This window comes from Mesorhizobium sp. GW821-FHT07A06 (assembly GCF_059419085.1).
Genome location: NZ_JBWKRC010000009.1, coordinates 37641 through 49258 on the forward strand (window position 1 = coordinate 37641; position 11618 = coordinate 49258).

Here is an 11618-nt window from a genome sequence, read left to right on the forward strand (position 1 = left end):
GGGATGCCGCCACCCGGGACCGGTTGAAAGAGCGCGTCGATGTGGCTCTTGTCGAACCAGACGCCATTCGCCGTAGAGCGCAACTGGACACGCGACGAACGCGGCCATGAGGTCTGGCTCGTGGCGATCAAAGGCTCATTCGAGATCGATCCTGACGGCAAACAGACGCTGCTGAAAGACCAGACCCCGGTCACCAAGGCTCCGCTTCACGGCGCGGATCCAAACGAATTGCTGGACGAGAGCGATTTCAATATCGAAAAGAAACATTCCGATGTGCTGATCGAGGGGCATGTTTACGCACCGGGCGGCCAGCCGAGCCTCGATACCGTCGCCCGCGTCAAGATCGGCGATCTGGACAAGACCGTCAGGGTCAGCGGCGACCGTGTCTTCATGCCCGGCCCGGTTTCGGTCCGCATGAGCCGTCCGCAACCCTTTGTCGAGATGCCGATCAGCTGGCGCCGAACCTATGGCGGCATGGACATGGAGGCCTCGACGCCGGACTGGGATCAGCGCAATCCGCTCGGCACCGGCTTTGCGGTGAACCCGCAAAGACTGGTCGGCAAGACGGCACCGAACTTTGAATATCCCGACGCACCCTATCGCGATCATCGCAGCGGCAAGCCGGCAGCTTTCGGTCCGGTGGCCCGGCATTGGCAGCCACGGGCAAAGCACGCCGGCACCTATGGCGAGGAATGGAAAAAGACACGGGACCCGCTTTTGCCGCATGATTTCAGCCGCCTGTATTATCAATGCGCCCCTCAAGACCAGCAGACCAAACTACCGCTCGTCGGCTACGAGGACGTGCGTCTCGGCAACTTCACGACTGACGGCTTCTGGCGGTTCCTGCTGCCGCGCGTGACGTTCGTGATCACCACCGAGTTCTACGGCCGGGCGGACCGAAGGCATGACGAGGCGCCGATCCACACACTGCGCATCAAACCCGATTTGCGGCAGTTCTCGATCACGTGGATGTCAATCCTGCCGGTCCCCTATGACGAGGAGCATCTGAAAAACACGACGGTGCGGCTGAAGAGGCGGATCGGTGTATCACCGACAATCGCGGCCACCGGAGTGTGGTCGGCGGAGGATTCGTGATGGCCGGGGGCGCGGTCATCGTGGTGGTCGGCGTTGGCGCGCGCACGCCTCTTGGCTTCGACGCGTCGTCAAGCGCGGCAGCGGTACGTGCCCGTCTTTCGGCGATCCAGGATCACCCTTTCATGGTCGACCGCTTCGGAGAATTGATGAAGGTAACGCGCGACACCGGGATCGATGTCACCCTCAACGGTCCGGACCGTGCCGTTGAAATCGCAATCTCGCCGGCGCTGGATGCGCTTCGGCCCTTGCTGGCGAGCACGCCGTCGACCGAGGTTTCGCTCATACTCTCCACCGGCGAACCTCGCCCGGGTCAACCGCAAGGCTTCGCAGCTGAAGTGAACTCCAAGCTGCGCAGGCGGCTTTCACAGCACGTCATATTGGAGGGCGGGGGCTCGACCGCGGGCGGTCACGCCGGCGGTTTGCTAGCGATTTACCACGGGTGCAAGTTGCTGCGCGAAGGCAAGGCCAAGTTGTGCCTCGCCGGAGGGGTCGACACCTATCTCGAACCCGAAACGCTTGAGTGGCTCGATGAGAACGGACAGCTGCATTCGGAGGGGAATATCTACGGATTCTGCCCTGGCGAGGCGGCGGGATTCTGCCTGTTGACCACATTGGCGACAGCTCGCGCGCTCGGTTTGCAACCGCTGCTCGAGGTTGTCGCGACGTCGGCCGCGGGCGAAGAAAACAAGATCAAGACGGAGACCGTGGTGCTTGGCGAGGGCTTGGGAGCGGCGTTCCGGACTCTGTTCGAGGATGCGCCGACAGACCCCGTCGATCGCATCATCTGCGACATGAACGGGGAACGTTACCGCGGAAACGAATATGGCTTCGCGGTGATCCGCAATCCCGGCCGCTTCCGAGACGCCGCTGATTTCGAAACCCCGGCCGACTGCTGGGGCGACGTCGGCGCGGCATCCGGGCCGCTATACGTCAGTCTCGTCACCGAGGCGCAAGCGCGTAACTATCAGAAAGGCCCGCTGTCGCTGATCTGGGCAAGTTCCGAGAACGGCTCGCGCGCAGCCGCCCTGCTCGGCTCACCGGGCGTCCGGCCGAGTTCCGGGGCTGACGGCCCCCGGCCTATTGCACGGTAGGCAAGGTCAGCCATTTCGAATCGATCGAGAAGCGGTGAAGCCACTCGTCGGTGGATTCGGCGTTGGATATGAAACCGTCGCCGGCCAGCGGGCCGACGCCGCTGAGGACAAAGCCGTCCATCACTTTGGCCATTTGCTGATAGGCAAGCACCTTCCTGGCCAGCCGGTTTCTATCGAGCGAGTCGGGTTCGGCCGCCAACATGAACACTGTTCCGAACCGTTGCTCGAATATGGCGATATCGGCGTCCGCACGAAGGTCCTGGATGCGGGCAGCCACGCCCGCGTCGTCCATGAAGGACGTGCCCAACAGGTTGATCCAACATGGTGATTTCAGTTCGCTTCGCATCCGGAACGGAATGAGGTCGAGCATGTCGATATCGACGCCCCAGAACCGTCGGGCCTTGGCGTAGATTTCCGTGAAGGCCTCGTCCTTTTTGTCCCTCGCGAAGGCGAAGACGGGCCCGCCATGCCCCGAATAGATATCTATTCGATCCGCCAGAGTGCGCAGGAGACGCGTCAATTGCTCGACGGGAAAATCCAACGGAAAGAGAAAACGGACATACCAGGCCAACCCCAGCGATCGTCGCTTCATCGCCTCGATGTTGAGGCTGAATGTTCCCCGGTCATCGTCGATCTCACAACCGTCCCAAAGCTGGGCCTCAAGGCCCCTGCCCTCGCGGATCCGCTTTCTTGCCGCTTCGAAGAACCGATAGTTCGATTGGTCGGCGCTTCGCGCCGCCTGCGTCAGAACCGGATCCGCAACCGACGACCAAAAGGGCAATTCCGCTATCTTGAACAGCTTGATGCGGCTCTTCGGGCACACCGCCTCATACACATCCAGAATCCAGTCGAAATCGTCGACCGTCAATCGTTTCGGGTAGATCACAACCTCAAGCAGGATCTTGTTGAGTGGCGCATCGTCGACCACTCTCGATCGCAAGAGCGCGGCGGGGAATCCCGGCAAGGGTTTTCCTGGATCACTGTTCGTCGGCATCGCCGCGGTCCGCACCTTCGCGCTCCACTTCGATGGAGTGCCTCAACGATTTCAGGAACTCCGTGAGGTATTCGTCAAAATCAACGTATTCGCGCGTCAGCTTTCCGTCCTCATACTCCTTGAACGTCGCCTTGCCATCCGAACCCTCCTGCGGCGGCCACATGAACAGGTAATTGTTGGTGTCCTCGCCGAGCACGACGGCGACCGCGTCGTCGGCCGGATTCTCGTCACCAAAATCCTCGAACACCTCCCAGACCATCTCGAGCGTGTCCTCGAACCATTCCTCGTTGCTTCCTCTCGTCCCCAGGATCGCGGCGTCGCCGTCGAAGTCGGTCCAGCCGTCATGCATCAAGAGGAACTCGCGATAGGACGGCTCGATGGGGAACCCGCATTTCTTCTCGAAGCGTGCGATGTCCTTTTCCGTTGCCGGCTTCGACGGCGGAGCGGTCATGTCCTCATCCAGCGTGAGCATGTCGAGTTCCCGCTTGGCCTCCAAAAGCTGGGCCACAAGATCCGTGCGCTCTCGATCGTTCAGCATGGCGGCTCCATCAGCAGCAGTCCCCGCGAACGCCCGTATGTCGGTTCGGGCCGCTCGTTTTCAGATCGCTCATCGCACCACCGATCCATTTGTTCGGCCGGCGTGACATCCAACGAAGATTGGATCCCCGGGTAGGATGGCCGTTGTGCTGGATTTCCTGGACGTGATCCGGGCTGAACAGCCTGTATTTTGGCCGCGTGCTCTCGGCCTTCTCCTTGAGTTTCTTCTGACAGTCCGGGGAAACGTCATGGAATCCCATGTCCTCGGGCTTTCCTTCCCCGCCCGGACCCTTGCCCAGCCTGGCGTAGCGCTTGATCGACTTGCAGACGTTGTTGCCGGAATTTCTAGTTCCGTCGCCATCCGGCCCGTATCTCTTGCCGGCCTGCTTGACCTCGGTGAACTCCGAACTCTTTCTGCCCTTGAGCGCGGCATCGTACGCCTTGATCTTGGCGCATATCTCTTCCAGCTCGCACTCGTCGTACTTTTTGCGCGGCTTTCCGGATTTCGTTTTTCCCTTCGGCGCGTCTTCGCACAGGATCACCAGAACCGTGCCTTCGGTCTTGCTCCGGGGATCCACATTGCCCCCAAGATCCACCGTATTCTTGTCGTTGTGAAACTTCTTGTCCGTGTGGCGGCAGGCGTTCTGGCCGTCCATTTTCACGTCGAAGGAGTAGGTGATCCAGTCCGTCGCCTTCATGTTGACGTTGGATTTTACGCCGCCAACGGTGCCGGGTTCGTCGCCATTGCTTCGGCTGTAGTGGGATCCCTTGATGGCAATCATCTTGCCCTTTGCGAACACCGTCGTCGTTCCATCGGAGAGCGATGATTGTTCCGCGATATTGGGGTAGGGAAGCGGGACAGGCCCGCCGGGGCTTGGCGTCTTGCAGACATCCGGGATTGTCGCCATCGAGAGGCCGACCGTGCCCTTGTAGGTCAGGCCAAGGTTGTTGACGGAGATGTGTGACGGCATCGCCTTACAGCCCCCTTGCCCAATCCTTCACCCGGTCCGCTACCGGCAGGTAGGGTGGGTTGTCCTCGAAATACGTCGCGAAGGCGTCACCGAGCACTTCCGGCTCGACGGAAAACAAGCTGTCCTCCAGCCGTGCCTCGGGAAACAATTCTAAAAATGCCGCCCCCGCGGGCACCGCCAGCGCCGGTGTGCGCATCTGGTGGATGAGCCAGTGCAGGAGGGTGCGATCGCCGAGCATACCCGCGCCTCGCACGGCCAAGGGCGCGGTTTCCGGCGTCTTGAGCAATCCACCCATCCAGCCGCGCACATCCTTGTCCGGCTCGGCCTTGATCACCGCGCGCAAGGCCGTCATTGCATCGGCACCACCACCGACCGCCACCTTCCGCAATTGAGGGCTGGCCAGATCGCCTGAGCCGAGTTCGGTCAGCGCCCAGGCCGCCCAGAACCGCGACTTCTCGTCGGCATCATTCAAGGCGGCTCTCAGTTCCTCCACAAGGTCCGCACGTTTCAGCTTTCCGGCGAGGTGCAGGCTGGTGGCGCGAACCCGTGCATCCGGATCGCGGACAAGTCGAACCAGCATCTGCCTGGGATCGACATTGTGCCCGAGGCAGGCGGATACACCGAGAAATCGCTTGAACGCATCCGGCGCTCCGATCCAGTCCCGCACCAAGGGGGCGATCGTTGTCGGCTCGTGCCAGGCCAGCGCACCGATCAGCCCGCGAGCGTCGTCGCCACCTTGACGGCCGAACTCGACGGCCTCGGCAACACGGCGACCATCGGTCTGCTCGATCCCCATCCATCCGTAGAGGAACAGTTCGCCCTTTTCGGGGAAGTCCTCATACGCCGCCAAGATATACGGCCAGGCGGCGGGACCGGCGATGCGCAAACCATCAAGGTTGGCCTCCAGGCGCCTGTCGACGCCGGCGACCACATCGACATCGGGCGGATCGCTCTCCATCAACGTGTCGCGCTGCGCCCAGAAGAACGCGGCCTGCTCGGCATGCTGCCGAACGATATCCGGCACTATTCGCCGCTCGGGCGCGCCTTCCGCTTTCGGTTTGTCCTGTGCCGCCAACATCAGTTGAGATCGATCGATCCGCCCCGGATACGATTGGCGGCGCTGGCCTGGCTGGTGACATAGGTGCCGCGAATGGTGATGCGGCCGTCTTTTTCCATCAGGATCGCCGCCTCGCCGCAACGCAACTCGATACGCTCCTTGCCCACAATCCGCACAATCTCGCCGTCGCGAATGATCTGCGGCGAGGCCGCCTTGCGGGCCGGCTCGACTACGCGCCCAACAATCAAAGGGCGACCCGGATTGCCATCTTGAAACAGCAGTGCGACTTCGGCACCGATCATTTCGGAGCTGAGTTCGGTCAAGCTGCGGGCCGGGATGGCTATCTCTTCTGGATTGCCGGGGAAGACGACAAGCGGCGCACCTTCTCCGAACCCCAGGAAAATCCCGATCACGACCCCTTCGATACGCTCACGTGTTTCGACCATCGTCACATCCTCAGTTTTCACTGATCTTCGAACCCTTCATCACAATGTCGCTGGAAGCCTTGATGGTGATCTTGCCGGACCCGTTCACCGAAATGTCCTTGCCCTCGATGCCTATCGAACCGTCCTTCTTCATCATGATCTTGGCCGATCCGCATTTGATCAGGATTTCGTCACCGGCGTCGATCACCAGCTTCTTGCCGACCTTGATGGAGCTGTTCTCGCCGACGTTGATCGAACTGCCTTTCGCAACACCCAAGGAATGGGCGCCGCCGACGGTCGTGGAATCGTCGGCGGCGATGCTGGCGCTGCGCGCCGCACCGACGTTGAACGTCTGGGCGCTGCCGATAGTCACGCTCTGATCAGCGCCGATATTGACGCTTTGCGCCGCCGCGATGTTCCAGCTGTCGGCTGCCCCGATGTCGTGGCTTTGCGCTGACCCCACGGTGACCGACCGTGTCGCGCCGATCGTATTGGCTTGCGGGCCGCCAACGCTTCGTGTCTCGGAGGCCCCGACCGTATCGATGCGCGCCGCGCCAACAGTCACTGTCTGGACAATCCCCACCGTCTGCGAGTGGTTGGAGCCGATCGTTTCCGTCGAGTTCGAACCGATGCTGATCGTCTCATTCGCCCCCACTGTCAGTGAGCGGTTCTTGCCCACCGTCTCGGTGTCGTTCGAGCCGATATTCGTGGTCTGGTCGACGCCGACCTTGACCGTCTTGTTGTTGCCGACGTCCTCGTCGAGGTTGTGGCCGACGGAGTGCTTGGCGTCGTGGTCGATGCGGTCGGATTGATCGTGCTGGACCAGCTTGGCGCGGTCGTGCTTGATCAGCAGCTTGTGGTCCTTCTGGGCCTGGAAATTGACCAGTTCGGAGCCGGCCTTGTCCTCGAACATCAGCTCGTTGTAGCCGCCGCCGCCTTTCGAGGAGTTGGATTTCCAGCCCGATTGCGTCGCGTTGCCCGGCAAGCCGTAGGGCGGCATCTGCGAGGCGTTGTAGACCCTGCCGGTGATGATGGGCAGGTCGGGATCGCCTTCAAGGAAGTCGACGATCACCTCCTGGCCGATGCGCGGTATCTGGATGAAGCCCCAGCCGCTGCCGGCCCAGGTCTGCGAGACACGCACGAAGCAGGAACTGTTTTCGTTCTTCTTGCCCAGGCGGTCCCAGTGGAACTGCACCTTCACCCGGGCATATTTGTCGGTGAATATCTCCTCGCCGGAAGGGCCGACAACCGTCGCCGTCTGCGGCCCGCGCATGATCGGCCGCGCCGTGATCCGTGGCGGGCGATAGGGCAAGGCAGTCGGCGCGACGCCGAGCACGACCTTGAAATTCTCGCTGTGGGCCTCGTTCTGGGTCCTGTAGCCCGGATCGAACAACCTGTATTCGGCGCTGATCACCAGATATTCCTGGTTCTGGTCGTCGCGCGGAAAGCTTTCCAGCTTGAAGGTACAGCCGGAATGGAGGCCGCGCACGGTTCCAACGGCGGTGATGCGCTGATGCGCGGCCTGGAGTTCCTCGCGCCGGATGCCGGCCAGGGTGTCGCCGCGCCCCACATCGAGATGCGCCCCAGGCTGGCGATAATTCTCGCCGGAGGCTTCCTTGTGGCTGAACGGCTGGGCGGACTTCGCCATCAGATCGGCGCCAGGTTTCTGGAAATCATAGTCGGTATGGGCATAGGCCCCGGGCCGCACCGAACTGCCTGGAATCCATTCGGTGATGTATTCGACGTCGCGCCGCGAGCCATGTCCCTCGAAATTATACAGTATCTTCTCGTAGCCCGGCGCCGGCTTCAGCTTGCTCATGGCGTCGCACAGCACGAGCGTGTGCTTGCCCTCGTCATGCTCGAAGAAATAGAAGATGCCTTCGTGCTCGAGCAGGCGCTGCACGAAATCCAGATCGCTTTCATCATACTGCACGCAGTATTCGCGCGAGGGATACGACCCTTGCAGCCGCTTCTCGAATTTCGCCGCACCGTATTTCGAGAAGATCTTTTCGACGATCTCGACAGCGGTCATGTTCTGAAAGATCCGGCAATCGGTCGCATTGCCGAGGAACCAGAGCCACGGCCTGACGATCGCTTCGTAGTAGGCCAACCGGTCTTCGATGCGGGTCAGGCGAAACTCCGACACCAGGCCGCTGAACCACCGTTTCGGATCGGATTCACCTTCGACCGAAACCACGCCTCCCAGCATCTTCAGCGGATCGATGTCGGAGCTGGGGCTGACGAACCCGACCGTATAGGCAAAGCAACGGCTGATCTCATCGCGCCCGACAAGATGCGTGAAGGTCAACAGCTCGGCGCCAACCGGTGTCTGTACAACCGTGGCACGTTCGTTCGGCATGGGTCGTGCCCCTCCTGGACGCGGCCGCCGACGCGGTGGATCTGAAGTTCCATCCGCTGAGGAACCTTTAAGACCCGCCGCGCCAGGCCATGTTGAGCCTACCACATATTGTCCTGCCAACCAAAGAGGGCGCACAGCGGCCAAACCTTGCCCTGTCGATGCATCGGCTCGAAACACTGCTGTCCTGTTGTATGTGCAAACTGCTAGAATGTGGAGTATCGGTCAGCGTTCGACGGCGATCCTTGGATGTACATCAGTCTGCAAATCAACAATGTCGACGCCTTGCCCGCCGGCATCTCGACCGGCTACGCGGCGCGCGACCGCAGCTTCGAAATCGGACGCGATGCGTGTGACTGGACCTTGTCGGACCCCGACAAGTTCATCTCGGGCCGGCATTGCGAGGTTCGATACGAGGCAGGCGCGTTCTGGCTGCACGATGTCTCGCGCAATGGAACCTACATCAACGGATCAAGCCAGCGCATGGCCGGCCCGCATCGGCTGGGTCATGGCGACCGGATGCTAATCGGCCGTTATGTGATCTTCGTGTCGATCGACGACGAGCGCGCGGCGACAGGTCATCCCAGCCGCGGCTCGACGCAGCGAGAAATGCAGGCCGCGACAAATCGGTCGCTGGAATTCGGAGAAGGGCCCTTCTTCGATCCCGCGGAGCAACGGTCCGGGCAGCGGGTTGCGGCTCCAGCATTCTCGTCGCAACCCTCGCCGATTCCCTCGACGCGAGACGAGGTGCTGCGGGAAATCGCGATCGCGGCCGGTATCTCGCCGGAATTGCTGCAATCGCGCGACCCGCATGAAGTCGCCGCCGAAATCGGCGCGGTGCTGCGGACGGTGGTCGAGGAGGTGACCTTGCTGCTGAAAGCACGCGCGGCCGCGAAAATGCTGGCCAAGAGCACACAACGAACGATGATCAGCGCGGCCGACAACAATCCCCTGAAGTTCGTCCCAGGAACCGACGACATTCTCGAGATCATGTTTGCGCGGCGCCGTGCCGGCTATCTCGATGCCAGACGCAGCATCGAGGATGCGTTCCGCGATCTCAAGACGCACGAATTCGCCACCTATGCCGCCATGCAAGCGGCGCTGTCGCGGCTGCTCGACGACCTGTCTCCCGAAGCGATCGGAAGAAAGCTTCCGCCGACGTCGTTCTCGTCGAAAAAGAGCCAGGCCTGGGACGCTTTTGTCGCGACCTGGCGAACCATGGAGGAAGCGCACGAGAACGGCATGCTGGACATATTCCTGGCCTATTTCAGCGAAGCCTATGCCAAGGCCGACAAGCAGAAATAGGCGCTTCAGGAGAGCCGTGGCGCCGCAGCCGACGAAGATACCTCTTCGGTGCGCGGCATCCGGTTCCAATCGGGAGTTTCTGAGACTACGATCGCATACGACAATTCGCCAAGCGGGTAAGGCTCATCGACCTGGGGGTCTGCGGCAAATGTCATCCTACGGCGGGATAGCAAGATGTAGCCAACCGTCCTCACGATACTGCCCTGCCACGCAGGGCCCGGCTTTGTTTTACCCGACCGCGAAAAGCTCTGCGCCTGTCCGGCAAGGGCGCAGGAGCCAGGCACGGACGGACGATCGACGATGAGCTCGAAGGACGATCCTTTCGGCCCGGCGGGCAAGACCGTCATTCGCGCCACGCCACGGCGTGAGCGAAAACCGGCCCCTAGTCCTCCCGTCGCGGATAGCGGACAACCCTCGCAGGTCAAGGATTCGACCGTGTTCGATCCCGGCGTCGGCCAGCATACACCACCCGGTTGGACATCCGGAACCGTGATTTACCAGGGGACTCCTCCCGTGGCGGCGCCGGCTCCGGCTCTGTCGCAGGAGACCCTGCTCAATGTCACGGACAGTGTCCGATATTCCGCGGCAAATCCGATCCTTGCCGCGGCTGCACCGTTGCTGATGCTGTTCGGCCAGTTCAGGCTTATCCCGGTCGAGAGACAAGCGGAGCCGTTGGCGGAACACATCACCGAGGCGATCGACAAGTTCGACAGCGCACTGGAGAAAGCAGGCGTTGCCGAAGAGGATGCGCGGATTGCGAAATTTGTCCTGTGCGAAACCGCCGACGATCTCATCGGCAACCTGCCCTGGCCACGGAAGGACGCCTGGGCGCGGCACAGCATGCTATCGCGGTTCTTCCACGTCGAGCCCAATGGCACGGGCTTTTTCGAAGCGCTGAACAAAATCCTGGCCAGCCCGGAGGCACATTACGATCTGCTCGAACTGATGCATGTGTGCCTGTCGCTGGGGTACGAGGGCCAATATCGCGGCCTGACACGCGAGGATACCAATCTCGAACGCGTTCGGCGCGACGTCTACGAAACGCTTCGCTATTTCAGGCCGCGCGCGGACGAAGACATCTCGCCTCGCTGGCAGGGCCTGGCGGCAACGATGACGCAGTCTTCGACACGCCTGCCGCTCTGGGCCGTTGCGGCAGCGGCAGCGGCGCTGCTGACGGCGGCATTCTTCGCGTTGCGGGTCTTCATCACCAATGAAGGCGACGCCACCGCTGGTGAATTGCTGGCCCTCAACCCGTCGACACCCATCACCATCGAGCGCGCCAGCGTGGCGCCTTTGGCCGAGCCGGCGAAAGTCACCCCTCCGGCAGCCACGACCACGCAGATCGATCGCATCCGCTCGGCCCTGGCCAAGGATATCGAGGCCGGCGGGCTGACCGTCGGCACGAAGGGCGACTTCATCGTCGTTGAAATCAACAATCTCCTGGTGTTCCAGTCCGGCAGAGCCGACGCGAAGCCGGAGTTCCAGCCCATAGCCGCCGACATCGCAGCCGCCCTGGAACCGGAGCGCGGACCAATCAGGATCGTCGGCCATACGGACAATGTGAAGCCACGAAAGTCGAGCCTGTTCAAGTCCAACTTCGATCTTTCCGTCGCCCGGGCGAAGGCCGTCGAAACCATGATGGCGCAGAAGTTGAGCGATCCTTCGCGACTGACGGTCGACGGCAAGGGCGAGGACGAGCCGATCGCCGACAATGCTACACAGGAAGGCCGCGCCAGGAACCGCCGTGTCGATGTGATGATCGCCAAGGAGGAGACATTGTGAGCAGG

General features: G+C 61.7%; 10 protein-coding genes. 4 read left to right on the forward strand and 6 right to left on the reverse strand.

Annotation, left to right across the window (positions count from 1 at the left end; translation table 11 throughout):
* Positions 1-39 precede the first annotated feature (39 nt).
* Entirely contained in the window at positions 40-1095 is a 1056-nt protein-coding gene (locus AC07SZ_RS25080) for a DUF2169 family type VI secretion system accessory protein (protein WP_494916323.1), read from the forward strand.
* Positions 1095-2186 (forward strand): beta-ketoacyl synthase N-terminal-like domain-containing protein, encoded by a 1092-nt coding sequence (locus AC07SZ_RS25085; RefSeq protein WP_056564984.1) that lies wholly within the window; start codon positions 1095-1097, stop codon positions 2184-2186. Before AC07SZ_RS25080 ends, AC07SZ_RS25085 begins: the two co-directional genes overlap by 1 nt.
* On the opposite strand, the gene AC07SZ_RS25090 is transcribed toward AC07SZ_RS25085, so the two are convergent.
* From AC07SZ_RS25090 to AC07SZ_RS25115, 6 genes are read right to left on the reverse strand one after another with little or no spacing between them, the layout of a single operon-like run.
* A complete protein-coding gene (locus AC07SZ_RS25090) occupies positions 2173-3150 on the reverse strand; it encodes a type VI immunity family protein (RefSeq protein WP_494916324.1) in 978 nt (325 codons plus the stop codon). The genes AC07SZ_RS25085 and AC07SZ_RS25090 overlap by 14 nt on opposite strands.
* A 13-nt stretch (positions 3151-3163) precedes the next feature.
* Positions 3164-3718 carry an SMI1/KNR4 family protein gene (locus AC07SZ_RS25095; RefSeq protein WP_494916325.1) on the reverse strand — a complete coding sequence of 185 codons (555 nt, stop codon included), beginning with the start codon at positions 3716-3718 and terminating at the stop codon, positions 3164-3166.
* Positions 3719-3728: 10 nt separating this feature from the next.
* On the reverse strand, positions 3729-4688 hold the full coding sequence (locus tag AC07SZ_RS25100; protein ID WP_065004919.1) for a DUF4150 domain-containing protein: 960 nt from the start codon (positions 4686-4688) through the stop codon (positions 3729-3731).
* Positions 4689-4692: 4 nt separating this feature from the next.
* Positions 4693-5766 carry a HEAT repeat domain-containing protein gene (locus tag AC07SZ_RS25105; protein WP_494916440.1) on the reverse strand — a complete coding sequence of 358 codons (1074 nt, stop codon included), beginning with the start codon at positions 5764-5766 and terminating at the stop codon, positions 4693-4695.
* Positions 5766-6191, reverse strand: a complete 426-nt coding sequence (locus tag AC07SZ_RS25110; protein ID WP_056564993.1) for a DUF6484 domain-containing protein — start codon at positions 6189-6191, stop codon at positions 5766-5768. Before AC07SZ_RS25110 ends, AC07SZ_RS25105 begins: the two co-directional genes overlap by 1 nt.
* Positions 6192-6201: 10 nt before the next feature.
* Positions 6202-8529: a type VI secretion system Vgr family protein gene (locus tag AC07SZ_RS25115; protein WP_494916326.1), complete on the reverse strand. Its 2328-nt coding sequence runs from the start codon at positions 8527-8529 to the stop codon at positions 6202-6204.
* Between the two features lie 246 nt (positions 8530-8775).
* Here AC07SZ_RS25115 and tagH point away from each other — a divergent pair, with 246 nt between their 5' ends.
* Both tagH and tssL read left to right on the forward strand, forming a co-directional pair.
* A complete protein-coding gene (tagH, locus tag AC07SZ_RS25120; RefSeq protein WP_494916328.1) occupies positions 8776-9831 on the forward strand; it encodes a type VI secretion system-associated FHA domain protein TagH in 1056 nt (351 codons plus the stop codon).
* Positions 9832-10131: 300 nt separating this feature from the next.
* Positions 10132-11613 carry a type VI secretion system protein TssL, long form gene (gene tssL, locus AC07SZ_RS25125; protein ID WP_494916329.1) on the forward strand — a complete coding sequence of 494 codons (1482 nt, stop codon included), beginning with the start codon at positions 10132-10134 and terminating at the stop codon, positions 11611-11613.
* Positions 11614-11618 lie beyond the last annotated feature (5 nt).

Coding starts and splice junctions, on each gene's coding strand:
- AC07SZ_RS25110 (WP_056564993.1), bottom strand. CDS start 6,191: ATGGTCGAAACACGTGAGCGTATCGAAGGGGTCGTGATCGGGATTTTC.
- AC07SZ_RS25100 (WP_065004919.1), bottom strand. CDS start 4,688: ATGCCGTCACACATCTCCGTCAACAACCTTGGCCTGACCTACAAGGGC.
- AC07SZ_RS25115 (WP_494916326.1), bottom strand. CDS start 8,529: ATGCCGAACGAACGTGCCACGGTTGTACAGACACCGGTTGGCGCCGAG.
- AC07SZ_RS25080 (WP_494916323.1), top strand. CDS start 40: ATGTGGCTCTTGTCGAACCAGACGCCATTCGCCGTAGAGCGCAACTGG.
- tagH (WP_494916328.1), top strand. CDS start 8,776: ATGTACATCAGTCTGCAAATCAACAATGTCGACGCCTTGCCCGCCGGC.
- tssL (WP_494916329.1), top strand. CDS start 10,132: ATGAGCTCGAAGGACGATCCTTTCGGCCCGGCGGGCAAGACCGTCATT.
- AC07SZ_RS25105 (WP_494916440.1), bottom strand. CDS start 5,766: ATGTTGGCGGCACAGGACAAACCGAAAGCGGAAGGCGCGCCCGAGCGG.
- AC07SZ_RS25095 (WP_494916325.1), bottom strand. CDS start 3,718: ATGCTGAACGATCGAGAGCGCACGGATCTTGTGGCCCAGCTTTTGGAG.
- AC07SZ_RS25085 (WP_056564984.1), top strand. CDS start 1,095: ATGGCCGGGGGCGCGGTCATCGTGGTGGTCGGCGTTGGCGCGCGCACG.